This window comes from Nocardia sp. JMUB6875, assembly GCF_041154655.1.
In the GTDB taxonomy this organism is placed as follows: domain Bacteria; phylum Actinomycetota; class Actinomycetes; order Mycobacteriales; family Mycobacteriaceae; genus Nocardia.
In genome coordinates, this window is record NZ_BAAFGR010000002.1 from 73,729 (window position 1) to 95,701 (window position 21,973).

The window sequence follows — 21,973 nt, forward strand, 5'->3', positions numbered from 1 at the left end:
AAATGACAACACTGTTGGTTGTTCTCATCGTGTGGACGGTGCTCTCGGTCCCGGCGGCACTGATTCTGGCACGCATGTTCCGGTCGACGCGGGACGACGCCCGTGATCGCGGACTGCGGGGGCCCGAGCGCGAACTATCGGAATTCGATACGCGCGCACACGAAATCGCTTATCGCTACCGCACTTCGGGGGAGGACACGCACCGCGTTTACCCACCACGTTGACGATCGTCCGGGGCGGTGGTCCAAGATGGACGGCGTGCCGCAACCGGATCCCGATCTGCTCATCGATTTCAGCGACGTCACCGTCCGACGTTCCGGACATACTCTCGTCGGTCCGGTCACCTGGCAGGTGGAATTGGACGAACGCTGGGTGGTGCTGGGCCCCAACGGGGCCGGCAAGACCTCCCTGCTGCGGATGGCCGCCGCCGAGATGCATCCGACCTCGGGTGTCGCCAACCTGCTCGGCGAGACGCTGGGCCGGACCGACATCAATGAACTACGCCCGCGCATCGGCATCTCCTCGGCGGCCGTCGCCAGCCGGGTGCCGCTGGATGAGAAGGTCGCCGACCTGGTGGTGTCCGCCGGATACGCGGTGATGGGGCGCTGGCGGGAGCGCTACGACGATATGGATACAGACCGGGCGGTCGATATTTTGGAAAGCCTGGGCGCCGAACACCTTTCCGATCGGACATACGGGACATTGTCGGAGGGGGAGCGCAAGCGGGTGCTCATCGCCCGCGCGCTCATGACCGATCCCGAACTGCTGCTGCTCGACGAACCGGCCGCCGGACTCGATCTGGGCGGGCGCGAGGAACTGGTGGAGCGGCTCGGCGATCTGGCCGCCGATCCGGACGCGCCCGCGACCGTGCTGGTCACCCACCACGTGGAGGAGATCCCGCCCGGATTCACCCACGGCATGCTGCTCAACGAGGGCGCCGTGGTGGCGCAGGGACTGCTCACCGACGTGCTGACCTCTGAAAACCTGAGTGAGGCCTTCCGCCAATCGATTCAGCTGGACCGCATCGACGGCCGCTACTTCGCCAGGCGCAGTCAGCGTTTCGGTCGCCACCGCAACCGCTGAAAAAGTCCTCCGGCGCGCTGCGATTGCATCCGGCCCGAGCTATGGGCAAACTGTCCGCAACTGCCGTGTACGGAGGGAGCGGGGCGTGTCCCGGAGCATTGGTGCGATCGCGATCATCGCCGTCGCCCTCGCCGCGACCGCATGCGTCGCCGATCCACCGGCGGCCCAGCGGGTTTCGAACTCCCACGCCGCGGAAACGCTCGGCAAGGCGGCCGTCCCGGCGGACCTGAACGGCAAGACGGTGCAGCTCAGCTATGACGCCGGCTCGGGCGGGACGATCACGTTCTCCACCGACGGGCGCACCGTCACCTACACCGCCGCGGACACCGGACGGCGGACCAGCACCCCGGTCGCGGTCGAGGCCATCGAGGCGGGCATCTTCCTGGTTACCTGGACCGACGACACCGGCGCGGTGGTCAGCCAGGTGCAGGACTATCGGACCGGCCGGGTCGAGGGCACCTGGACCCGCCGCGACGGCTCCGGCCAGCCCGTGATCGAAACCCGGGTCGGTTCAGTCCATTTGACGGACTGATCGGAACCGGTGGTATCGCTTAGCCGAGGCAACAGTTATGGTCCGATTGTGAGCGAAGCAATAGCCCAGCCCGACTCCCAGCCCGCGGCCGCGCCCGTCAAGGACGCTTCCACGGTCATGCTGGTGCGCGACGGTGCGCGCGGGCCCGAGGTGTTCCTGCAGCGTCGAGTCGGCGGCATGGCCTTCGCGGCCGGCATGACCGTCTTCCCCGGCGGCGGGGTGGATCCCTCCGACGCGTCGATCGCGCTGGACTGGGCCGGGCCCGAACCGGCTTGGTGGGGCGAGCGATTCGGCATCGACGCGGGCCGGGCGCAGGCGCTGGTGTGCGCGGCGGTGCGTGAGACGTTCGAGGAGTGCGGCGTGCTGCTGGCTGGCCCGACCGCCGACACCGTCGTCAGCGACACCTCGGTCTACGCCGAGGCGCGTGGGCAACTGGAGCGCCGCGAGCTGTCCTTCGCCGAATTCCTCACCCGCGAGAACCTGGTGCTGCGCGCGGATCTGCTGCGCCCCTGGGACAACTGGATCACCCCGGTGATCGAGCCGCGGCGCTACGACACCCGCTTCTTCGTCGCGGTGCTGCCCGAGGGCCAGCTGGCCGACGGCGCGACCTCCGAGGCCGAGGTGGTCACCTGGTGCACCCCGGCCGAGGCCATCGCGCGCTGGCACGAGGGTCTCGATGTGCTGCTGCCGCCGACCTGGACCCAGCTCGCGGCGCTGAACGAATTCGCCTCCACCGCCGAGATTCTCGCCGCCGAGCGGACCATCGAACCGATCATGCCGGTCTACGATCCGTCGGGCGGCGGGCCGGCGCTGGCCTTCCCGCATGCCGACCGGTACTTCGCGGAGCTGCCGGACAACTCGCGCATCCGGGGTTCGCAGCGACCGGAGTGATCGGTACCGCGCGCCCGAAGTAGGGTGATCGGCTGTGGCCGAATTCGTGACCGTGGACCGTGGCGTGGCGGACGGCATTGCCGTCCTGCGGATCGCGCGCCCGCCGATGAACTTGATCGATCTCCAGGTGGCGTTGGAAGTGTCCGCCGCCGCCGAGGAGATCGCGGCGGACCCGGGCATTTCGGCCGTGGTCGTCTACGGCGACGAGCGCATCTTCTCCGCGGGTGACGAAATGGCCGAGCTGGCCCGGCTCACCCCCGAGCAGGCGCAGGCCATGGCCGCCGACTTCCAGTCGGCGCTGAACAGCCTGTCCCGCCTGCCGCAGCCGACCGTCGCGGCGATCAGCGGCTACGCCCTGGGCGCCGGGCTGGAACTGGCCCTGGCCGCCGACCGCCGCATCATCGGCGACAACGTGAAACTCGGCCTGCCGCAGATCAAGGCGGGCCTGATTCCGCTGGCCGGAATCCGCCGCCTGAGCCTGCTCATCGGGCCCTCGCACGCCAAGGATCTGGTCTACAGCGGCCGCTTCGTCGACCCCAAGGAGGCCGCCGCCCTCGGCCTCGTCGACGAGGTCGTCGCGCCCGACGATGTCTTCGCCGCCGCCCTGCGCTGGGCCAAGCAGTTCACCGACGGACCGCGCCTCGCGCTGGCCGCCGCGAAGCGGGTCTTCGAGGCCGGTACGCACGGTCACGATCGCGCCCGCCGCGAGTGGGCCGAGCTGTTCGGCACCGAAGATCAGCAGGTTGGAACACGTTCTTATTTGGTCGACGGTCCGGATGCGGCCCGGTTCACCGGCCGTTAAGCGGCCCGATAACACCGTTCACCGGGGTATTCATTAGGCTGCCCTGCATGACAGTTGGTCCTGAAGACCCCGCGCCGAACCCGCACGCCACCGAGGCCGAGGTCCAGGCCGCGTATAGCGACAACAAGCTGGCCCAGGTCCTGTACCACGACTGGGAAGCCGAGACCTACGACGAGAAGTGGTCGATCTCCTACGACGAGCGCTGCATCGAATACGCGCGCGGTCGTTTCGACGCCGTCGCCCCGAGCGCGGAAGTGCCCTACGACCGTGCCCTCGAACTGGGTTGCGGCACCGGCTTCTTCCTGCTGAACCTGATGCAGGCGGGCGTGGCCAAGCGCGGCTCGGTCACCGACCTGTCCCCGGGCATGGTCAAGGTCGCCACCCGCAACGGCCAGAACCTCGGTCTGGACGTGGACGGCCGCGTCGCCGACGCCGAGACCATCCCCTACGAGGACGACACCTTCGATCTGGTGGTCGGCCACGCCGTGCTGCACCACATCCCGGATGTGGAGCTGGCGCTCAAGGAGTGCCTGCGCGTGCTCAAGCCGGGCGGCCGGTTCGTGTTCGCCGGTGAGCCCACCACCATCGGCAACCTGTACGCCCGCAAGCTCGGCCAGGTCACCTGGAAGATCACCACCAACGTCACCAAGCTGCCGTTCCTCAGCGACTGGCGGCGTCCGCAGTCCGAACTGGACGAGTCCTCCCGCGCCGCCGCCCTCGAGGCCGTGGTGGACCTGCACACCTTCGACCCGTCCGATCTCGAGCGCATGGCGCGCAGCGCGGGCGCCGTCGACGTGCTGGCCAAGACCGAGGAATTCGCCGCCGCCCTGTGGGGCTGGCCGGTGCGCACCTTCGAGGCCGCCGTCCCCGAGGAGAAGCTGACCTGGCGCTACCGCATGGCCCAGTACAAGGCCTGGCTCGCCTTCTCCGCCCTCGACGAGAAGGTGCTGCGCCACGTGGTGCCCCGCCAGTTCTTCTACAACGCCATGATCACCGGCGTGAAGCCCGGCGCCGCCGCCAAGTAGGCAGACTCCACGAATCCCCGTGGGCTACGCCTTCTCTCGCGACGACATCGCCTATCTCGCCAGTCCGGCCGGCACGGCCGCCCTGGCCGAGGTAGGCGATTTCGCGCTCACCCCCGCCTCGCTCCTCAAAGACCTGGAGCGACTTCGTCGTACGTTCGGCGACCACACGCCCGCCCTCGTCGAGACGGTCCGGCTGCGTCGCCGCGCGTCGGCCAAGCTGGACGGCGGGGAGGAGTGGCTGTTCACCGACGACGCCCTGCAGCAGGCGACTCCCACGGCGGTTGCCCGCCATCGCGCCCAACGCCTGGCCGGTCGCACCGTCCACGACGTGACCTGTTCCGTCGGTGCGGAATTGGCGGCCCTGGCCCCGGTGTGCCCGGCCGTGATCGGCAGCGATCTCGATATCGTCCGACTGGACATGGCCGCCCGGAATCTCGCCGCGGCGCGAAATGTGGTGCTGGCCAAGGCGGATGCGCTCGTCCCCTGCAGCACCGCCGAGGTGGTGATCGCCGATCCGGCGCGCCGCGCCGACGGCCGCCGCACCCACGACCCCGCCAAACTGCAACCGCCGCTACCGGATCTGCTCGCGGCGTACTCCGGCCGCGATCTCGCCGTGAAGTGCGCTCCCGGACTGGATTTCGACAAGCTCGCCTGGCCGGGCGAGATCGAGGTCGTCTCGCTGGACGGCGCGGTACGCGAGGCCTGCCTGTGGTCGGCGGGTTTGGCGCAGACCGATGTCACCCGCCGCGCCACGGTGCTCTCCTCGACCGCTGACCCGTGGACCCTGACCGACGCCGACCCCGACGACATCCCCGAGCGTGAGCCGGGGGAGTGGATCATCGACCCGGACGGCGCCGTGGTGCGCGCCGGTCTGGTCCGCCACTACGCCGCGAAACACGGCCTGTGGCAACTGGATCCCCGCATCGCCTACCTCACCGGCGACCAGGTCCCCGAGGGCGTGCGCGGCTTCCGCATCCTCGACCGCATGGAATTCCGCGAGAAGCCGCTGCGCGCCGAACTCCACCGCCGCGACTGCGGCCCCCTCGAGATCCTCACCCGCGGCGTGGACATCGACCCCGACCTCCTCCGCAAACGCATCAAACCCACCGGCTCCCAGCCGCATACGCTCGTCATCACCCGAATCGGCCGCACCGCAACGGTTTTCCTCTGCGCAACCCCGTAAGACCGCGATATTCAGCCCAGGACCGGGAAGTTGGCGCGGAAGACGCCCTCGGGGTCGCGGGTGCGCTTGAGGTGGCGCAGGCGGTCCAGGGCGGCGGGGGAGAAGACGTGGGCCGGGCCTTCGGAGGGTGTCAGGAAGCCGAAGGGCTTGCGGCCCGTCGCATTCAGGCCGTTCGCCAGGGACTGCTGCTTGTCCGAGATCGCCTCGGACAACTCGGCGCTGAGGGGGAGCCCGACCGTGTAGAGCAGATACGGTTCGGTGATCGGTCCGTGCGGGGTGTCGGAGGGCCGCGCGAGTGCGCCGCCCAGGTGCCGCAGCTGGATGCTGAGCAAGGGCGGGATCGGTTCGGCGGCCAGGAATTTCGCGGCCACCTCGTCGAAATCGGGTAGCAGCTCGGCGCGACCCTGGCGCGGGCCCGGATCGGTCGGCTCGGCGGTGATGGCGGGCAGGTCACCGGCGCGCAGGGGGGCCGCGGCCGTCGAAGATCGGCGGGCCGAGGCGTTCGGCCGGGCTCATCAGCTCCCGGGCCGCGGCGGCCGAGCCGAGGTAGGTGTGGTCGATAGCGACCATGGGCGCGGGGGCGCCGGGGAGTTGCAGCAGGGTCAGCCACACGGTGAGTTCTTCCGGCGCGTCGCTGGTGATCTCGCGGAAGACCGCGAGGGCGTCGGCGATCTTGTCGCCGGTCCAGAGCATGCGGCCGCCGAAGAGTGCCGGCGCGGGCTGCAGGTCGAACTCCATGGCCGTCACCAAGGCGAAGTCGCCACCGCCGCCGCGCAAGGCCCAGAACAGGTCCGGATCGGTCGCGGCGGTCACCCGGGCGGGCATGGCGTCGGCGGTGATCACGTCGAAGGCGGTGACATGGTCGGCGGCCCAGCCGAATCGGCGCGCGAACCAGCTCAACCCGCCGCCCAGGGTGTATCCGACCACGCTCACCACCGGGGAACTGCCGGTCACCGGCAGCAGATCGTAATCTTGTGCGCCCGTGCACACTTCACCCCATTGCGTCCCGGCCCAGACCCGAACCGACCAGGATTCGGGATCGATCCGCATCCCGGTGAGCGCCGCGGTGCGCACCAGGATCACCCCGTCCACATCGCCGGTCGCGCCGTGCCCGCTCGGCTGGGCCGACACCGTCAGCCCCCGGTCCCGGGCGAAGGCCACGAGCGCCGCCGCGTCCCATGCGTCGGCGACCTCGACCACCGCGGCCGCCCGCTGATCGACCGCGCGATTCCATGGCTGCCGAGCGGCGTCGAAACCGTCGTCCCCGGCCAGGGTGACGCGGCCGCGTACCGCGGTGCGCAGATCTGAAAGGTCATGCATGCCAGTGCCTTTTCCTCGTTGAACCGAACGCCGAATCCGCGGTGCGGTCGGACGTCGGGGTCGGTCGACCCACGTTCAATATAGGCACATGAAGTGATTATCTTCTAGACTGGCAATCATGAACTGTGCGTTGTATGGTCGGATTTGACCGGTCAGCCCTGGTAGGTGGCGTGGGTGGGGCGCATGACGAGGATGACCCGGTCCGGGTGATCGCCGACCGGCTTCTGGTACGGCAGGTTGTAGCGCCGGGCGAGGACGTCGAAGAACTCGCCCTCGGGATCGGCGTCGATGCGCTCGATGACTCCGCGGATCTCGAGATACCGGTATGGCGAGTCGGGGTCGTTGATGCTGACTGCGACGTGCGGATCGCGAGAAGTGTTGCGGTGCTTGGCGCGGGTGGTCGTGGTGGTGAAGCGCAGGAACTCGCCGTCCCAGATTTGCCAGATCGGGGTGACCTGCGGGGTGCCGTCGGGATTGAGGGTGGCCATGTGTGCGAACAGGGGGCGGGTCAGCAGGTCGGCGTACTTGTCGGGGATGACCGGGTGGGACATGGGTGCCTTTCGGGCCGGCGGTCGTAAGGTGCGAGAGCGAAGATAGATTAGAGCTCTAATGATCGTCAAGGTTCGAATGAATGGATGGGTTATCATCCCGGGGTGACGTCGATGCCTGTCGAAGAGCGGCTGGGGACCTTCATCAAGCGTGCCGAACAGGCGCTGATGGGCGCGAAGAACGCGGCGCTCAAGCCCGCGGGGGTGACCATCCCGCAGTACGCGGCGCTGTACGTGCTCAGTGAGAATCCGGGGATTTCCGCTGCGGAGCTGGCCCGGCGATGCGGCGTCACGCCGCCGACCATGAACACGGTGCTCAGCAATCTGCGTGAGCGCGGGTTCATCGAGCGCACGCCGCATGCCTGGCATCGCAATGTGCTGGAGACGCGGCTCACCGACGAGGGCCGCAAGGTCATGCATGCCGCCGACCGGCGGGCGGTGCCGGTGGAGCGCGCGCTGGCCGCGGAGTTCACCGACGCGGAGCGGGAGGCGCTGATCGCCATGCTCGAACGCGCGGCCACCGCCCTGGATGCGGTGCGTCCCGACTGACTCGGTGTGGTGCGTCCCGGCTGAGCCCTACGGATTTCCGGTGATGGCCTCGAAGTCGGTGACGAATCTGGTGAGGAGCCGGGCGAATTCGGCGCGCTCGCGGTCGGGCCAGTCGGCCGTCGTCTCGGCGAAGATGGCCTGACGGTTGGCGTGCGCGCGGTTCAGGGCCGTGCGCGCGGTGGGGGTGAGATGCAGTTGGATGCGCCGCGCGTCGTGCTGATCGGCGCGGCGTTCCAGTAGTCCGTCGGCGACCGCGCGCGCCACCAGGCGGCTGGCGCGCGGCTGATCGACGCCCAGGGCGGTGGCGACCTCGCCGACGGTGGCCTCGCCGTCGCGGGCCTCGATCGCGTCGAGGACGCCGAACAGCGTCGGATCGACGGTCGGGCCACCCGCGCGGGCCGCGAATCTATTGAGGGCGCGGCGACTTTGGCTGCGCCGGATGGCCACCATGGCGCGCTCGATGGCGACGATCGCGGGGTCGCCGTCCTTCGCGGGGTCGATGTCCTTCACACTTGCCATCTTACAATTACTTGCTAAAGTACATTCAAATGTAAAAGTACAACTGTTTGGAGACCATCATGACCACCCCGAAGCCGTTCGGCTACTGGCTCAAGCACATCGACAAGACCCTGGAGGAGCACTTCGCCGCGATTCTGGCCACCGAGGGCCTGCTGCGCCGCCACTGGCAGATCCTGCACACCCTCTCGGGCGGGCCGCTCGACGCCGATGCCCTGGACGTGGCGTTGTCCCCGTTCCTGAACGCCCAAGACCCCACGGCCGCACCGTATCTCGGCGTACTGCTCGATCGCGGCTGGGTCGCCCTCGGTGACACCGGCGCGTACGCGATCACCCCGCAGGGCCTCGCCGTGCACGCGAACCTCTTCGAGCGCATCCAGGTGCTGCGCAACGCCTCCATCGAGGGCCTCAGCGACGACGAATACCGCACCCTGATGGACCTGCTGCAGCGCGTCGCCGCGAAGGTCGACGCGTTCGCGTCGGCCTCGCGGTAATCCTCAGGGCTGCTTCATGATTCGAGCAGGTCGTCGGGTATCCGCTCGATTCGGGTCCAGCCCTTCCAGCCCCGTTCCGCCATGATCTCCATGAGCCGCGCGGCGACCGGTGATGCCTCGACCATGGCGGTGTCCAGCATGTCGACGAAATGATCGTCGAGCCTGCTCGCGAACTCACCGCCGGGGTTGTCGATATCCACCTCTCCGTCTCTGATCGCGCAAGCCATCATGCGTTCCACGATGTCCGCGAGCTCGGCGATCCGCGGGTCGTCGATCGTCCAGTCGAGCGCAGTATCCAGTAATCCGTAGAGCCGCACCATGTCCGGATTGTTCAAGTCCTCGTGCTTCTGGGCGATCACGGCGTCCACCAGATCCGGCACCTGCGCGGCGAGCATGATCCAGCCGTCCCGCTCCAACTCGAGATACCGTTCGCCCACGCCGAGGCTGCGCACCCGATCGAGGTAGTCCACGACGCTCTGCGGCAGCGCCAGATGTTCTCCCGCGGCGAGTTTCGCGAGGCGCTCCCGGCTTTCCTGCAAGCGCCGGATCTCGGCGCGCAGGTCCTTGTCGATGGCGCGGACCCCCGTGGTGAATTCCTCCGGACCCGCGTCGAGCAGTTCCTGCACGCGCGCCAGGGGCACACCGGCCGAGGCGAGGGCGTGGATCCGGATCAAGCGCAGCACCGCGGCGGCGTCGTAGATCCGGTAGCCGGACCGGTCGCGCGCGGGCTCGGGCAGCAACCCGATCCGGTGGTAGTGGCGCACCGCCCGCACGGTCACGCCCGCGTACGCCGCCAATCGGCTGATGGTGAGCATGGTTCCAGACTGCCTCGGATTCCTACCGTTCGGCGCGGGCGACGGATTCGGTCAGGCGCTTGCGCTCCTTGGCGATCCCGCGATCGACCTCCCGGTGGAACTCGCGCTCGAGCGCGCCGAGCTCGGGATCGTGCGCGCGGCTGATCCACTGGCCGCCGGTGTGGTTCCGCAGGAAGGTCTCGGCGAACTCCACCGGATCCGCGCCGATCACCCCGCGCACGGGCGGGTTGCCGTTCATCGCGGCCTGTTCGAACAGGCCCGTGAGATCCTCGAGCATCTCCATCGGGAGTCCCGCCTCGATCTCACCCAGCGTGACCCCGCCGAGGTGCGTCAGGTACCGCTCCAGCGCCTCGACCGTCGAACGGTAATGCGCGGGAAGCGCTTTGACGTGCGCCCGGTTGTCCCGCCACCGGCGCTTGTCACCGAGGTCGCCGACGATCTTCGTGAGCAACGTCGTCATGATCCGTCTCCATCCTGAAGCCGTTCCGGCCGGTCCGGGGGCTCCCGACCTCAGGATGAGGGTTGACCTTGCGTCAAGGTCAAGGCGGAATTCGGCGCTACTTCTCCGGTTTGAAGACGAACAGTTCGCCGATGCGGGTGGTGACGACGACCTCGCCCTCGGCGCCCACCGCGGTGCCGACCGTGGTGCCCTCCGCGCCCGGCAGGTCGTTGGACTGCACCGTCGCGCCGGAATGGGTGTCGAAGGTGACCAGCGTCAGCTTGTCGCCGATCGGCGCGACCGTGTACCCGGTCTGGCCGGCGGCCTGCACGGGCCGCCCGCGCAACTCCAGATCCTTGCGCTCCCAGGCGATCTCGGCGTGATCGCCCTTGTCGCGCAGGGCGAGCAGATGCCCCTCGTCCCCGGCGGGAATGAGCAGGCCCTCACTGATGGAGATGCCGCCGCGCGCCGGGAAACCCAGGTCCTGCGTCCATTTGGTCTTACCCGTGGCGGCATCCACCGCGATCAGCCGGTTGGTGTTGTCGCCGACGTAGACGGTGTCCCCGTCCGCCGAGAGCGCCGGGCTGGTGGCGCTGCCCTCGGTGAGCATCTTCGCGTCCCAGTCGACGCGGACCGCCTTGCCGTCGTAGGTGAGCGCGACCAGCGCGGCGTCACCGTCGCCCGGCTTCCACAGCGTCGCGTAGAAGCGTCCCGACTTCTGGTCCACCGCCGACACATTCGCGACCGGGCACTGCGGGCCGCCGGTCGCGCAGTCGTCGAGGCCCTGCCCGTCCGGCGGGCGGTTCAACGACGCGTTGGCGAGGAAATCGGGTTCGCCGAGCAGCTGGAAGGTGGGCACCTGGCGGTCGCCGGTCTGACGGCTGAGCACGTCGATCTGCCCGGATTGCGTGACGGACAGGACATTCCCGTCACTGGTGAACTGCAGCGACACCGGAGTCCCGGCGGCGGGCGTGCGAAAGCGCGGCTGGCCGAGATTGTTGTAGGAGTTCACCGCGCCGTCGTCGCCGACGTACACGTTCCCGCTGCCGTCGACCGCGGAGCCGCCGTCGATGGCGCTGGGGCCCATCACATTGCAGAAGCGCTTGCGGCCGGTCGGCATCTGGAACGACGCGAGATTGCACCCGGCGGTGCGGGTGGTGACATACAGCTGCCCGTCGGCGCCGACCATGACCGGCTGCGCGATCGGGCTGCCCACGGGCCGTGACCAATTCAGCGCCAGCTTGCGCGAACCGGTCACCGGGGTCGATCCGCTGTTGTGCGCGTCGCGGAAGGCCAGCGGCCAGCCCTTGCCGGGGCCGACGCCGATATCGTCGACCTTGGTGCTGCCGTACGAACACGCGGTCAGCGTGAAGAGCCCGGCCGCCGCGGCCGCCAGCACCTTCACCCCGGTGTGCGCGCGTCGGTCACGTCCGGTCTGCCGCCTGCCGTTTCGCACCTGCTGGTGTCCCTTCTGCCAGTACGGAAGTCTGAGGATTCGCGTCGGGCCGCTACAGCCGGGGGACAGCCTACTTTCACGCCCATTCGAGGGGGCGGATACCCTCGTTGAAACGTCCGGTGAACACAGGGAGCAAGTTCGTGACGAGCATGTGGGGCGCACCGTTGCGCTCGCGTTGGCGGGGTTCGCGCCGCCGGGATCCGGAGCAGGCCCGTTTCCTCACGCCCGCCTCGCTCAAGTGGGTGCTCGCCAATCGCGCGTACACACCCTGGTATCTGGTGCGCTATTACCGGCTGGCCAAGTTCAAGCTGGCCAACCCGCATGTGGTGTTGCGCGGCATGGTGTTCCTGGGCCGCAATGTCGAAATCCACGCCACCCCCGAATTGGGCCGGCTGGAGATCGGCCGCTGGGTGCACATCGGCGACGGCAACGCCATTCGCTGCCACGAGGGTTCGCTGCGCATCGGCGACAAGGTGGTGTTCGGCAAGGACAATGTCGTCAACACCTACCTCGATATCGAGATCGGCGAATCCACCCTGGTCGCCGACTGGTGCTACATCTGCGACTTCGACCATGTCACCGACGACATCAATATGCCCATCAAGGACCAGGGCATCGTCAAGTCGCCGGTCCGCATCGGCCCCGACACCTGGATCGCCGCCAAGGTGACCGTGCTGCGCTCCACCCTGGTCGGCCGCGGTTGCGTCCTCGGCGCCCACGCCGTGGTCAAGGGCAATATCCCCGACTACTCCATCGCCGTCGGCGCCCCCGCCAAGGTCGTCAAGAACCGCAAGGACGCCTGGGATTCCGCCGCCGAGAAGCGCGCCGCCCACCTCGAGGCCCTCGCCGACATCGAACGCAAGAAAAACGGCGTCACCGCCTCCTGATTTCGTCCCCCCGCGCAGGTAGGTTCTACGGCCATGCACAGCTACGCCGCCTTCCTGCGCGGGATCATGCCCAGCAACCCCAACATGCGCAACGAAAAACTCCGCGGCGTCTTCGAGAACCTGGGCTTCGAAAAGGTCTCGACCCTCCTCTCCAGCGGCAACGTAACCTTCCAAGCCAAGGCCACGAACGTCCCCGCCCTGGAATCCAAAATCCAAAAGGCCCTGAACACCGAACTGGGCATCCCCGGCGGCACCCTCATCCGCACCCGAGCCCAACTCCAAGCCTTGGTCGACTCCGACCCCTTCGCAGGCCTAACCCACTGCCGCGAGACCTACCTGACGGTCACCTTCGTCCGCGAAGCCCCCGAAACTCTCCCAGTCTTCCCCGAGGACGACACCAACACTGTCAAAATCCTCCGCTTCGACCCCGAGTCCGCCGCCCTCCTCTCGGTAATCGACAACACCAACCCCAGCACCACCAACTTCATGCAGGTAATCGAAAAAACCCTGGGCAAAGACATCACCACCCGCACCTTCCTAACCGTCCAAAAAGCCCTCAAAAAGCTGGACGCTTAACTCATTTCACGCTGCGGGCTCGGATGCCGAGGGATACCGTGGATCGGTGACTCTCGGAGTTCGAGCTGTATTGACCGGTTTGGCGTCCGTCGCGTTGGTGGGGTCGATGGGCGTGACCGCTCATGCGACACCGTCGGATGGGGTGAGCGCGGTGATTCTGTCGCGCACCACGATTGGCGGGATGGATTACATTTTGCGGGAAATCACCGTCGCGCCGGGCGGTTCCACGGGGTGGCATTTCCATGACGGGACGTTGTACGCGTATGTGCGGCAGGGGGAGATCAGCCATTACGGGGCGGACTGTGCTATCGATCAAACCGGTGGCGCGGGAACGTTTTTCGTGGAGCGGGCTGGGACCGGGAACGTGCATATAGAGCGGAATCTGGGGACTGAGGCGCAGATTCTCGATGTGCTCTATGTCCTGCCCGCGGGCAGTCCGCTGTCTGAAGACGCCTCGAATCCGGGCTGCGACTTCAACTGACGTCTACACGGCTACAGTGCCGTGTAGACGGCTACGACTCGTCTCGAAAGAGCTCGTCAACCTCGGCGGCGGTCGTGGCCACGTCCAGCCAGTTCAGTAGACGCTCGGGTTCTGCACAGGACATGATCCGTGTGCGTGCGTCGCCGGATACTGCGATTCCGCGGCGTTCGAGAGTGTGAAGAACAGCCTGGGCGAGCCCTTCGGTACGTCCCTCTGCGAGCCCTTCGTTGCGGCCTTGGGCACGGAGGCGTTGGGATGTTTCGGAGCGGAAGAATGAGAGGTCCACGGTCATCAACTGTCTCCAGAGGTTGCCAGCCGGGCTCTTGCCCAGTCCGAGTTCGGTGAGTTCAGCGAAGATCAGGGCGTCGTCCTCGTCGATCTTCTGTAATGCGGTGGCAAGCGTCTTCAGTATGTCACCGATATTCGCATCGTTGGCGTGAGTGATGGCGGAGAGAGTGGTCAGCGGGATGTCGTTGACAGCATCACCCACATCAGTCAGCGGAGCGACGTTGTGCGGGCCCAAGACCAGAGGATGTACGACAAGGCTGGTCCACTGGCGCGGGCCGATGCGAAGCGGCCCTGCCGCCCAGGATGCGGTCGCGGTGTCTTGACAGACGACCAGCAGGACCGGATGCAGATCATATTTCGCATACACGTGCGCAAGGTAGTAGGCCCACGAGCTCGGCTTCCGTTTGTCGTCGCGGCCTTGAGCCTCCACCAACAAGAGGAACGGTCCCTCGTCGGTGTCGACGCGCAGTAGCGTGTCCACACGTCGTTCCAAGGGCTCGATCTCGGTCAGGTCGTTCGGCAGCAAGGCGACCGAAAGGGGTTTGGGAAATGGGAGATTCAGCGCGGTAAAGGCGCGCTCGAATACCTCGGGATGGCTCTGGAAGAGCCGATGCATCGCCTCGTGCTTCGAACTGACCACGTGCTGACGGTATGACCATGAATCGAAAATATGTGCGGACCGGGCGAGCAGGTCCGAACTCGCCCGATTCATCGTCCGGGTCGGCGGGTCCTGGGCGCGATTCACTAGGGCTGGTTCGGATCTCGTTCCAGTAGTAGGCGTTCCGCAACGCCGGAATCACCTCGCTGTACACGGGTCACCCACCCATGGTTAGAACATGTTCCAATTCAGGGCAAATGGATGTCCCTCGCGAATCCTGCGGACCCGGCGGGTCGCTCAGTACGGCTGGTTCGGATCCCGTTCCGGCAGTGGACGTTCGGTGATGACCGGACGGCCCAGCGGGGTGCGGACACGGCGCTTGGCGGACTGGTAGACCAGGGCGGTCTCCTGGGCGACGACGTCCCAGGCGAAGTCGGCGGTGAGCCGTTCGCGTGCCGACCAGGCGCGGTCCTGGGCCGCGGCCGAATCGTCGAGGACCGAGATGACCGCTTCCGCAACACCATTCACGTCGGCCGGTTCGAAGGACGCGCCGGTGACGCCGTCGGTGACCAGATCGCCCAGGCCGCCCGCGGTGGAGGTCACCAGCGGTGTACCCGCGGCCGCCGCTTCCAGCGCGACGATGCCGAAGGGCTCGTAGCGGCTGGGCAGCACGATCGCGTCGGCGCTGTGCAGCCAGCCGAGCAGGTCGGTGTGGTCGAGCTTGCCGACGAAGTTGACCGCGCGTGCCACCCGGTGGACGCGGGCCCGCTCACGCAGCCAATCGAATTGGGTGCCGATACCGGCGACGGTCAGCGTGGTGCCCGGATGCGCCTTGCGGATGCGCGGCAGCGCGGCGATCGCGTCCTGGATGCCCTTCTCGTATTCGAGACGGCCGACATACAGCAGTCGCGGCGGCCCGGAGCGCGGAGCGCGTTCGCGGAAGGTCCACGCGCCCACGTCGATTCCATTGCGGATCACCGTCATCGGGACGCGCTCGGCCCCGTAGAGCCGGTGCACCTCGTCCTTCATCGACTCCGAACACGTGATCAGCGCGTCGGATTCGTGCGCCAGCCACCACTCGACCGAATGCACCTGCCGGTTCACGCGTCCGGAGACCCAGCCGCTGTGCCGCCCGGCCTCGGTGGCGTGAATGGTGGAAACCAAAGGCACGTCGTAATACTCGGCCAGCGTGATGGCCGGATGCGCGACCAGCCAGTCGTGCGCGTGCACCACGTCCGGAGTCCAGCCCTCGCCGATCCCCGGCTTGTTCAAAGCAATGCCCGCCCGCACCATGGCGTGTCCCATGGCCAGTGTCCAGGCCAGCATGTCCTCGCCGAAGTCGAAGGCGGGCGGGTCCTCGGCGACCGCCACCACCAGCACGCCCTCCTCGATGAACGAGTGGGTCGGGTGGGTGGTGGCGTCGGTGCCCATCGGCCGGCGCGCCAGCACGACGACTTCGTGCCCGGCCGCGGCCAGTTCGACGGCCAGGTGATGGACGTGGCGGCCCAGCCCACCGACTACGACGGGTGGGTACTCCCACGACACCATCAAGATCTTCATGCGGGTCCTTCTGAAGCGGGGCCGAGCCTGCGCGCGTCGAGCGCGGGGAAGAGTCCGTCGGCCGCCACCCATCCTGCCGCCAACTGCCCCGCTTTGGCGAGTTGCCCGGCGGCCACCGCCGCGGCGATCTCGCGCACGGCGTGTGCGTGTTCATGGGCGCGGTCGCGCGCGTATCCGGCCGCGGAATCCTTCGACACCATGAACGCCCAGTCGCTGGAGACGGCGAGAATCGCCTCCCGCAGCAGCTGATCGGCGACCCGGTCGCGCAGCCCGCTGGCGTCGACGCGCATCTTGTCGAGGGTGTCCAGCGCCAGCCGCACCACCTCGGCATTGAGCTGCACCAGATCGGCGACCTGGTCCCCGGCCCACACCCGCCAGTCCTTGCCCGAACCCCACGAGGAGTCGGCCAATTCGACGCGTTCGCCCACGTAGCCGCGGGCCCGGGCGTCGGCGAGGGTGCCGACGGTGACCCCGGCCTCGGGCAGCGCGCGCAGCACCTGTTCGAGCCACTGCGGGCCCTCGTGCCACCAGTGCCCGAACAATTCGGTGTCGAACGCGGCCACCACCAGCGCCGGGCGGCCGATGCGCTCGGACTCGGAGATCAACCGTTCCCGCACGGTCGCCACGAAATCCGCGACGTCCTTCTCGACGGCCGCGGCCGCGAGTTCCGGATCGTAAGGGGCCTTGTCCGCGCCGGCGACGGTCTTGCCTGTGACGCGCGCCGGTTTCAGCCCGGTGGCGTGATCATAGTGATGGAAATCACGGTAGTAGGGCTGCCCGGGATACCCGGATTTCGGCGACCACACGCGGTAGCTCACGGCGAGATCGCGCCCGAAGGCCACCACATCCGAATCCCAGACCGGACGCCCGAGCGTGGTGTCGCCGCGCAGCGCCGGACCGTCGACCATGAAATGCGAGATGCCGACCTTGTCGTAGGTCCGCTCCATCCCCGGCGTGAATCCGCATTCGGGAGCCCAGATCCCCGCGGGCGTGTGCCCCCACCGCGCCTGCGCGTCGGCCAGTCCCTCGACCAGCTCGTATTCCCGCAGCCGCGGATCCAGCAGCGGCTGGAACGGATGCGACAGCGGCCCGCCCAGCAGTTCGATGGCCTCGGCGTCGATGAGTTCCCGCCACACCGGCGAGGCCCCGTGCCGCCACCGCGTCTCGAAATCCGCCAAAGCCGCTGATGCGAGCCGATGTTCGTGACCGCCGAGCGCCGTATTGCCCGCCATGGACGCCTCGTCCGCGCGCAGCCGCCAGTTGCCCAGCCAGTGATGCATGCCCTTCAGGCAGTGCGGGTCGTCCAGCTGCGCCGCCAGCACCGGCGTGATCCCCAGGCTGATCAGATGCGAACGCCCCTCGGCCGCAAGGGTTCTCAACACCTTCGCCACGGGCAGATACGACGCCGCCCACGACTGGTAGAGCCACTCCTCGCCGACCGGCCACCGCCCGTGATGCGCCAGCCACGGCAGATGCGAGTGCAGCACCAGGGTGAACTGCCCCGGTACCTGGGAAACGTTCTCGCTCACGGCTTCACCGCGATGGCGACCAGATCCAAACTGGCATCGATATCGCGCTCGGAATCGGCCAGCAGTTCGAAGTCCTCGATGCGCACCGCGGCCACATCCGCCGCGAGATCCGCCGGCCACGGCTCACCCGCGAGCGCCCGCTCGATCTGCGCGTCGATGATCGACCCGCCCCACTTCTCGTCCAGCGCCACCAGTTCGGGCCCGTGGAAGATGCCCGCCATCAGCTCGACCGTGAAACCCGCCTCGACGAGCAGCTCGGTCATCTCCGCCGCATTCAGCTCACGCGTATGGAAAGGGTTGAGCGGCGTATCGCGCCCCGGCGAGAAGGTGATCCGGTTCGGCGTCGAGATCAGCAGCTTGCCGCCGGGCCGCAGCACCCGCAGGCATTCGCGCAGGAACTGCGCCTGATCCCAAAGGTGCTCGATCACTTGGAAGTTCACCACGATGTCGACCGAGTCGTCGGCCAGCGGCAGATCGGCGAGATTGCCCTGCACCATCTCCACCCGCGGGTACTTGGCCCGCACGTGCGCGACCGCGCTTTCGTCGTAGTCCAGGCCCGTGACCTGCGCCGCGACGTCCGCGATCATGTTGGCCCCGTAGCCTTCTCCGCTGCCGGCCTCCAGCACGACCTTGCCTCGGCACTGCTCGAGCATCCGCACATAGGCGATCTCGTGCCGCCGGAACCAGTAGTTCTCCTCGGCGATGCCGGGCACGGTCCGCTCACCGGTCAAAGGCAGGGGATCGGTGGGGTTTTCAACAGGTGTCACGGCGTCGCTCACCGCTCCGACGTTAGCGGTTGCACATATCACACCCGCGACCGGATCAACCGATGCAGAAACTCACACCGTAAGTTACCCACGAGTAACTTAACGTAGGGTAATCTCCCGAACGAGCTACTTGTGGACGTACGTGACGAACTCGTGCGACCGCCACCCCAGTGCCACCAGAACAGGAGGTCGACGAAGACCCATGCCGAACATCGTCGTACTGATCAAGCAGGTTCCCGATACCTGGTCCGAGCGCAAGCTCACCAGCGGGGACTACACCCTCGACCGCGAGGCCGCCGACGCCATCCTCGATGAGATCAACGAGCGCGCCGTCGAGGAGGCGCTGTTGATCAAGGAGGCGCAGGGCGGCGAGGTCACCGTGCTGGCCGCCGGTCCGGACCGGGCCACCGAGGCCATCCGCAAGGCCCTCTCCATGGGCGCGGACAAGGCCATCCACATCAACGACCCGGCCATCCACGGCTCCGACGCCGTGCAGACCGCCTACATCCTGGCCGCGGCTCTCGGCCAGATCGAGGGCATCGAGCTGGTCATCGCGGGCAACGAGGCCACCGACGGTCGCGCCGGCGCCGTTCCGGCGATCATCGCCGAGTACCTGGGCCTGCCGCAGCTGACCCACCTGCGCAAGCTGACCGTCGACGGCGACCGCATCGCCGGCGAGCGCGAGACCGACGAGGGCGTCTTCAAGCTCGAGGCCTCCCTGCCGGCCATCGTCTCGGTCACCGAGAAGATCAACGAGCCGCGCTTCCCGTCCTTCAAGGGCATCATGGCCGCCAAGAAGAAGGAAGTTCAGACCTTCACCCTGGCGGATCTGGGCGTCGACCCGGAGACCGTGGGCGTTGCGAACGCCGGCACCCAGGTGACCGGTGTGACCCCGAAGCCGGCGCGCACGGCGGGCGAGAAGATCGTCGACGAAGGCGAGGGCGGCAACCAGATCGCCACCTACCTCGTCGGTCAGAAGATCATCTAAGTCCCCCGAGCCGAACGAACTTCAGGAGAAAGAACAATGGCAGAAGTACTCGTGCTCGTGGAGCACGCTGAGGGTGCGCCCAAGAAGGTCACCACCGAACTCCTCACCGCCGCCCGCGCGCTGGGCACCCCGGCCGCCGTCGTGGTCGCCGCCCCCGGCACCGCCGACAAGCTGGCCGAGGCGCTCGCCGCCGCCGGCGCCGAGAAGATCTACGTCGCCGAGGGTGACGACGCCGAGGGCTTCCTGGTGACCCCGAAGGTCGACGTCCTCGCCGGCCTGTCCGAGTCCGCCGCCCCGGCCGCGATCCTGGTCGCCGCCACCGCGGAGGGCAAGGAGGTGTCGGGTCGCCTGGCCGCCCGCATCGGTTCCGGCCTGCTCATCGACGCCATCGCCGTGAACGGTGACGGCTCGGTGCAGCACTCCATCTTCGGTGGCGCGTTCACCGTGGATGCCAAGGCCACCGGCGATGTCCCGGTCATCTCGGTGCGTCCGGGCGCCGTCGAGGCGGCCCCGCAGGCCGGCGCCGGCGAGAAGGTCGTCGTCGACCTGCCCGCGCAGGAAGAGGGCGTCACCAAGGTCGTCTCGCGTGAGCCGATCGTGGGCGGCGACCGTCCGGAGCTGACCGAGGCCTCCATCGTGGTCTCGGGTGGCCGCGGTGTCGGCTCGGCCGACAACTTCGGCAAGGTCGTCGAGCCGCTGGCCGACGCCCTCGGTGCCGCGGTCGGCGCCTCGCGTGCCGCCGTCGACTCGGGCTACTACCCGGGCCAGTTCCAGGTCGGTCAGACCGGTAAGACGGTCTCCCCGCAGCTGTACATCGCCCTGGGCATCTCCGGCGCGATCCAGCACCGCGCCGGCATGCAGACCTCGAAGACCATCGTGGCCGTCAACAAGGACGAAGAGGCCCCGATCTTCGAGATCTCGGACTACGGCATCGTCGGCGACCTGTTCAATGTCGCCCCGCAGCTCACCGAGGCCGTGAAGGCTCACAAGGGCTAAGGGTTTCGCCCTTGCGGTGAAAGACAATTCGAGTGTCCCCCGGCCGGAAACGGCCGGGGGACATTTGCATATATGGACAGCCGCCGCCGGGTCGGGCACGCTTGCCCCGTGCGTGGGCGATTCGATCCTCGGCGGGGGCGGGCCGAGGCGCCCGCATCCCGGCGGGCTGACGAGGCGGACGAGGTCCGTTCGGAGGGCGTCGAGCTGAAGGATGTCATCGAGGCATTGCATTTCGATCTGGCCGAGTGGCTCGGGTCGGATGCGCTGCCGAAGGTGTTCGACCGGATCTCGGGGGCATTGGACGAGCAGTTCACCTCGGTGGTGACCACCGGTCAGGCGGTGGATCGGGAGACGTTCCTGGCGGGGATGTGGTCGGCGCGAAATGCGCTGGCGGGAGTGGAGATCGAGGTCTCCGATATCGCGGAGATCGCCCGGAGCGGGCAGCTCATCGTGGTCCGCTTCGTCGCTGAGAACCGCATCGGCGCTGTGAAAACCGGCAGGCGCACGGTGACGGCCGTACTGGTGACGGACGGGCGGACCCACCTCTGGCGCACCGTGCACGAAACCCCGGTGCCCGAACCGGCACCGCCCGCCGCCCCGGAACCCGAGGGGGAATCAGCTGTGGAGCCGGGCGACGAGGTGGCTGCCGGAGTTGCCGAGCAAGGCGTCGGTGGCAAGCTGGACTGATGTCGATCTCACTGCCGAGCAATGTCGAGGAGACCATCGCGACCGCTTTCGGGGAGCGAGGGCCGAAGTGGCTGGCCGACCTGCCGGGGCTGGTCGAACGGCTTTGTGCCGGGTGGGAATTGGAGATAGTCGGGGAGAGCTTCGGCGGGGGAACGCATTCGTGGGTCGCGCCGGTGCGACGGGCGGATGGGTCGGTGGCGGTCTTGAAGGTGCCGGTGGTCGACGAGGAGAACGTCGGGGAGCCGACGGGGCTGTATTGCTATGGCGGGGACGGGGCCGTGCGGCTGTACGAGTTCGATTCCGCGAGTGGGGCGATGCTGCTGGAATGGGCGCGGCCCGGCACCGAATTGCTGTACCAGCCCGGATTCCCGAGCCTCGAGGGGCGGCCGGAGAACATCGGGAAGGTCGAGCAGGCGTGCCGGTTGTATCGGCGGCTGCGGCGCGAGCCGGTCGCGGTGCCCGCCGGATTCCCGGCGCTGCCGACGGCCGCCGGGATGGTCGACGAGTGGGAGGGCATGTTCGGGAAGCCGGAGGCCGAAGTCGCCGAGGTGATTTCGACCCGGCTGCTGGATCGCGCTGCCGAAAGGTGCGCCCAGCTCACGGAGCCGGAAGGGCCGTTGCTGGTGGTCAATCGAGATACGCACCTCGGCAATATTGTTGCGGCGGAGCGAGAGCCGTGGCTGCTCATCGACCCGAAGGCGTATCTGGGTGAGGCCGCGTTCGATGCCGGATTCCTGGTGATGATCCAGGTGCAGAGTGATCCGACGCCGGAGCACGCGCGGGCAGTGGTCGAGCGGACCGCCGCTGCGCTGGAGGTCCCGGTCGAGCGGGCGCAGGCGTGGGCGTTCATGCGGTCGATGGAGGAGATCGTGTGGGCCGTCGAGGACGAGGAGCCCGAGGATCTGCGGCTGCATCTCGCGGTCACGACGGCGCTGGCCTGATCAGAGCCTGTGCGCGGCTCGA

Annotated in this window: 26 protein-coding genes; 15 read left to right on the forward strand and 11 right to left on the reverse strand. The window is 67.9% G+C overall.

Going from position 1 to position 21,973, the window contains the following annotated elements; genetic code table 11:
* The first annotated feature begins 249 nt into the window (after positions 1-249).
* The 6 genes from ACAM49_RS01015 to ACAM49_RS01040 all read left to right on the forward strand — a co-directional run bounded on the left by ACAM49_RS01015 (position 250) and on the right by ACAM49_RS01040 (position 5,516).
* The gene (locus tag ACAM49_RS01015) at positions 250-1,083 is read left to right on the forward strand and encodes an ABC transporter ATP-binding protein (RefSeq protein ID WP_369633529.1); all 834 of its coding nucleotides are present in this window, start codon (positions 250-252) and stop codon (positions 1,081-1,083) included.
* 85 nt (positions 1,084-1,168) lie between these two features.
* Positions 1,169-1,615: a MoaF N-terminal domain-containing protein gene (locus ACAM49_RS01020; RefSeq protein ID WP_369633530.1), complete on the forward strand. Its 447-nt coding sequence runs from the start codon at positions 1,169-1,171 to the stop codon at positions 1,613-1,615.
* A 117-nt stretch (positions 1,616-1,732) separates the two neighbouring features.
* Positions 1,733-2,506: an NUDIX hydrolase gene (locus tag ACAM49_RS01025; RefSeq protein ID WP_369633576.1), complete on the forward strand. Its 774-nt coding sequence runs from the start codon at positions 1,733-1,735 to the stop codon at positions 2,504-2,506.
* A 34-nt stretch (positions 2,507-2,540) separates the two neighbouring features.
* The gene (locus ACAM49_RS01030; RefSeq protein ID WP_369633531.1) at positions 2,541-3,308 is read left to right on the forward strand and encodes an enoyl-CoA hydratase-related protein; all 768 of its coding nucleotides are present in this window, start codon (positions 2,541-2,543) and stop codon (positions 3,306-3,308) included.
* Positions 3,309-3,355: 47 nt separating this feature from the next.
* Complete coding sequence (locus tag ACAM49_RS01035; RefSeq protein ID WP_369633532.1) at positions 3,356-4,333, forward strand: class I SAM-dependent methyltransferase; 978 nt, start codon at positions 3,356-3,358, stop codon at positions 4,331-4,333.
* A gap of 19 nt (positions 4,334-4,352) precedes the next feature.
* A complete protein-coding gene (locus ACAM49_RS01040; RefSeq protein WP_369633533.1) occupies positions 4,353-5,516 on the forward strand; it encodes a class I SAM-dependent methyltransferase in 1,164 nt (387 codons plus the stop codon).
* Between the two features lie 11 nt (positions 5,517-5,527).
* Here the strand turns inward: ACAM49_RS01040 and ACAM49_RS01045 are convergent, their stop codons facing one another.
* The 3 genes from ACAM49_RS01045 to ACAM49_RS01055 all read right to left on the reverse strand — a co-directional run bounded on the left by ACAM49_RS01045 (position 5,528) and on the right by ACAM49_RS01055 (position 7,387).
* Complete coding sequence (locus ACAM49_RS01045) at positions 5,528-5,887, reverse strand: hypothetical protein (RefSeq protein ID WP_369633534.1); 360 nt, start codon at positions 5,885-5,887, stop codon at positions 5,528-5,530.
* Positions 5,888-5,966: 79 nt separating this feature from the next.
* Positions 5,967-6,836 carry an FAD-binding oxidoreductase gene (locus ACAM49_RS01050; RefSeq protein ID WP_369633535.1) on the reverse strand — a complete coding sequence of 290 codons (870 nt, stop codon included), beginning with the start codon at positions 6,834-6,836 and terminating at the stop codon, positions 5,967-5,969.
* Positions 6,837-6,988: 152 nt separating this feature from the next.
* Positions 6,989-7,387 (reverse strand): PPOX class F420-dependent oxidoreductase, encoded by a 399-nt coding sequence (locus ACAM49_RS01055; protein ID WP_369633536.1) that lies wholly within the window; start codon positions 7,385-7,387, stop codon positions 6,989-6,991.
* Between the two features lie 111 nt (positions 7,388-7,498).
* Here ACAM49_RS01055 and ACAM49_RS01060 point away from each other — a divergent pair, with 111 nt between their 5' ends.
* Complete coding sequence (locus ACAM49_RS01060) at positions 7,499-7,933, forward strand: MarR family winged helix-turn-helix transcriptional regulator (protein WP_369633577.1); 435 nt, start codon at positions 7,499-7,501, stop codon at positions 7,931-7,933.
* Positions 7,934-7,960: 27 nt separating this feature from the next.
* Here ACAM49_RS01060 and ACAM49_RS01065 read toward each other — a convergent pair whose 3' ends face one another.
* A complete protein-coding gene (locus ACAM49_RS01065; protein ID WP_369633537.1) occupies positions 7,961-8,443 on the reverse strand; it encodes a MarR family winged helix-turn-helix transcriptional regulator in 483 nt (160 codons plus the stop codon).
* 68 nt (positions 8,444-8,511) lie between these two features.
* On the opposite strand from ACAM49_RS01065, the gene ACAM49_RS01070 reads away from it, so the two are divergent.
* On the forward strand, positions 8,512-8,943 hold the full coding sequence (locus tag ACAM49_RS01070) for a hypothetical protein (protein ID WP_369633538.1): 432 nt from the start codon (positions 8,512-8,514) through the stop codon (positions 8,941-8,943).
* Between the two features lie 14 nt (positions 8,944-8,957).
* On the opposite strand, the gene ACAM49_RS01075 is transcribed toward ACAM49_RS01070, so the two are convergent.
* From ACAM49_RS01075 to ACAM49_RS01085, 3 genes are all read right to left on the reverse strand, one after another.
* Positions 8,958-9,758 (reverse strand): MerR family transcriptional regulator, encoded by an 801-nt coding sequence (locus tag ACAM49_RS01075; RefSeq protein WP_369633539.1) that lies wholly within the window; start codon positions 9,756-9,758, stop codon positions 8,958-8,960.
* 22 nt (positions 9,759-9,780) lie between these two features.
* Positions 9,781-10,218: a DUF1048 domain-containing protein gene (locus tag ACAM49_RS01080; protein WP_369633540.1), complete on the reverse strand. Its 438-nt coding sequence runs from the start codon at positions 10,216-10,218 to the stop codon at positions 9,781-9,783.
* A 97-nt stretch (positions 10,219-10,315) separates the two neighbouring features.
* Positions 10,316-11,653, reverse strand: a complete 1,338-nt coding sequence (locus ACAM49_RS01085; RefSeq protein ID WP_369633541.1) for a PQQ-binding-like beta-propeller repeat protein — start codon at positions 11,651-11,653, stop codon at positions 10,316-10,318.
* A gap of 149 nt (positions 11,654-11,802) precedes the next feature.
* Here ACAM49_RS01085 and ACAM49_RS01090 point away from each other — a divergent pair, with 149 nt between their 5' ends.
* The 3 genes from ACAM49_RS01090 to ACAM49_RS01100 all read left to right on the forward strand — a co-directional run bounded on the left by ACAM49_RS01090 (position 11,803) and on the right by ACAM49_RS01100 (position 13,597).
* Positions 11,803-12,540, forward strand: a complete 738-nt coding sequence (locus tag ACAM49_RS01090; RefSeq protein WP_040811289.1) for an acyltransferase — start codon at positions 11,803-11,805, stop codon at positions 12,538-12,540.
* 33 nt (positions 12,541-12,573) lie between these two features.
* A complete protein-coding gene (locus ACAM49_RS01095) occupies positions 12,574-13,116 on the forward strand; it encodes a DUF1697 domain-containing protein (protein WP_369633542.1) in 543 nt (180 codons plus the stop codon).
* A gap of 106 nt (positions 13,117-13,222) precedes the next feature.
* The gene (locus ACAM49_RS01100) at positions 13,223-13,597 is read left to right on the forward strand and encodes a cupin domain-containing protein (protein WP_369633543.1); all 375 of its coding nucleotides are present in this window, start codon (positions 13,223-13,225) and stop codon (positions 13,595-13,597) included.
* A 31-nt stretch (positions 13,598-13,628) separates the two neighbouring features.
* Here ACAM49_RS01100 and ACAM49_RS01105 read toward each other — a convergent pair whose 3' ends face one another.
* The 4 genes from ACAM49_RS01105 to ACAM49_RS01120 all read right to left on the reverse strand — a co-directional run bounded on the left by ACAM49_RS01105 (position 13,629) and on the right by ACAM49_RS01120 (position 18,351).
* Positions 13,629-14,525 (reverse strand): hypothetical protein, encoded by an 897-nt coding sequence (locus ACAM49_RS01105; protein ID WP_369633544.1) that lies wholly within the window; start codon positions 14,523-14,525, stop codon positions 13,629-13,631.
* A gap of 255 nt (positions 14,526-14,780) precedes the next feature.
* The gene (locus ACAM49_RS01110; RefSeq protein ID WP_369633545.1) at positions 14,781-16,043 is read right to left on the reverse strand and encodes a glycosyltransferase family 4 protein; all 1,263 of its coding nucleotides are present in this window, start codon (positions 16,041-16,043) and stop codon (positions 14,781-14,783) included.
* Entirely contained in the window at positions 16,040-17,572 is a 1,533-nt protein-coding gene (locus tag ACAM49_RS01115; protein WP_369633546.1) for a 1,4-alpha-glucan branching protein domain-containing protein, read from the reverse strand. The genes ACAM49_RS01110 and ACAM49_RS01115 overlap by 4 nt, the downstream gene beginning before the upstream one ends.
* The gene (locus ACAM49_RS01120; RefSeq protein WP_369633547.1) at positions 17,569-18,351 is read right to left on the reverse strand and encodes a class I SAM-dependent methyltransferase; all 783 of its coding nucleotides are present in this window, start codon (positions 18,349-18,351) and stop codon (positions 17,569-17,571) included. Before ACAM49_RS01120 ends, ACAM49_RS01115 begins: the two co-directional genes overlap by 4 nt.
* Before the next feature lie 190 nt (positions 18,352-18,541).
* Here ACAM49_RS01120 and ACAM49_RS01125 point away from each other — a divergent pair, with 190 nt between their 5' ends.
* The 4 genes from ACAM49_RS01125 to ACAM49_RS01140 all read left to right on the forward strand — a co-directional run bounded on the left by ACAM49_RS01125 (position 18,542) and on the right by ACAM49_RS01140 (position 21,951).
* On the forward strand, positions 18,542-19,327 hold the full coding sequence (locus ACAM49_RS01125; protein WP_040811281.1) for an electron transfer flavoprotein subunit beta/FixA family protein: 786 nt from the start codon (positions 18,542-18,544) through the stop codon (positions 19,325-19,327).
* A gap of 36 nt (positions 19,328-19,363) precedes the next feature.
* The gene (locus tag ACAM49_RS01130; protein WP_369633548.1) at positions 19,364-20,323 is read left to right on the forward strand and encodes an electron transfer flavoprotein subunit alpha/FixB family protein; all 960 of its coding nucleotides are present in this window, start codon (positions 19,364-19,366) and stop codon (positions 20,321-20,323) included.
* A 108-nt stretch (positions 20,324-20,431) separates the two neighbouring features.
* Positions 20,432-21,010 carry a hypothetical protein gene (locus ACAM49_RS01135; protein ID WP_369633549.1) on the forward strand — a complete coding sequence of 193 codons (579 nt, stop codon included), beginning with the start codon at positions 20,432-20,434 and terminating at the stop codon, positions 21,008-21,010.
* Positions 21,010-21,951, forward strand: a complete 942-nt coding sequence (locus tag ACAM49_RS01140) for an aminoglycoside phosphotransferase family protein (protein WP_369633550.1) — start codon at positions 21,010-21,012, stop codon at positions 21,949-21,951. Before ACAM49_RS01135 ends, ACAM49_RS01140 begins: the two co-directional genes overlap by 1 nt.
* Positions 21,952-21,973 lie beyond the last annotated feature (22 nt).

What these genes read in the sequence shown, in the direction of transcription:
- ACAM49_RS01015 (WP_369633529.1), top strand. Translation starts at nt 250, where the DNA reads ATGGACGGCGTGCCGCAACCGGATCCCGATCTGCTCATCGATTTCAGC.
- ACAM49_RS01025 (WP_369633576.1), top strand. Translation starts at nt 1,733, where the DNA reads ATGCTGGTGCGCGACGGTGCGCGCGGGCCCGAGGTGTTCCTGCAGCGT.
- ACAM49_RS01035 (WP_369633532.1), top strand. Translation starts at nt 3,356, where the DNA reads ATGACAGTTGGTCCTGAAGACCCCGCGCCGAACCCGCACGCCACCGAG.
- ACAM49_RS01050 (WP_369633535.1), bottom strand. Translation starts at nt 6,836, where the DNA reads ATGCATGACCTTTCAGATCTGCGCACCGCGGTACGCGGCCGCGTCACC.
- ACAM49_RS01055 (WP_369633536.1), bottom strand. Translation starts at nt 7,387, where the DNA reads ATGTCCCACCCGGTCATCCCCGACAAGTACGCCGACCTGCTGACCCGC.
- ACAM49_RS01060 (WP_369633577.1), top strand. Translation starts at nt 7,499, where the DNA reads ATGCCTGTCGAAGAGCGGCTGGGGACCTTCATCAAGCGTGCCGAACAG.
- ACAM49_RS01070 (WP_369633538.1), top strand. Translation starts at nt 8,512, where the DNA reads ATGACCACCCCGAAGCCGTTCGGCTACTGGCTCAAGCACATCGACAAG.
- ACAM49_RS01075 (WP_369633539.1), bottom strand. Translation starts at nt 9,758, where the DNA reads ATGCTCACCATCAGCCGATTGGCGGCGTACGCGGGCGTGACCGTGCGG.
- ACAM49_RS01080 (WP_369633540.1), bottom strand. Translation starts at nt 10,218, where the DNA reads ATGACGACGTTGCTCACGAAGATCGTCGGCGACCTCGGTGACAAGCGC.
- ACAM49_RS01090 (WP_040811289.1), top strand. Translation starts at nt 11,803, where the DNA reads ATGTGGGGCGCACCGTTGCGCTCGCGTTGGCGGGGTTCGCGCCGCCGG.
- ACAM49_RS01095 (WP_369633542.1), top strand. Translation starts at nt 12,574, where the DNA reads ATGCACAGCTACGCCGCCTTCCTGCGCGGGATCATGCCCAGCAACCCC.
- ACAM49_RS01100 (WP_369633543.1), top strand. Translation starts at nt 13,223, where the DNA reads ATGGGCGTGACCGCTCATGCGACACCGTCGGATGGGGTGAGCGCGGTG.
- ACAM49_RS01110 (WP_369633545.1), bottom strand. Translation starts at nt 16,043, where the DNA reads ATGAAGATCTTGATGGTGTCGTGGGAGTACCCACCCGTCGTAGTCGGT.
- ACAM49_RS01125 (WP_040811281.1), top strand. Translation starts at nt 18,542, where the DNA reads ATGCCGAACATCGTCGTACTGATCAAGCAGGTTCCCGATACCTGGTCC.
- ACAM49_RS01130 (WP_369633548.1), top strand. Translation starts at nt 19,364, where the DNA reads ATGGCAGAAGTACTCGTGCTCGTGGAGCACGCTGAGGGTGCGCCCAAG.
- ACAM49_RS01140 (WP_369633550.1), top strand. Translation starts at nt 21,010, where the DNA reads ATGTCGATCTCACTGCCGAGCAATGTCGAGGAGACCATCGCGACCGCT.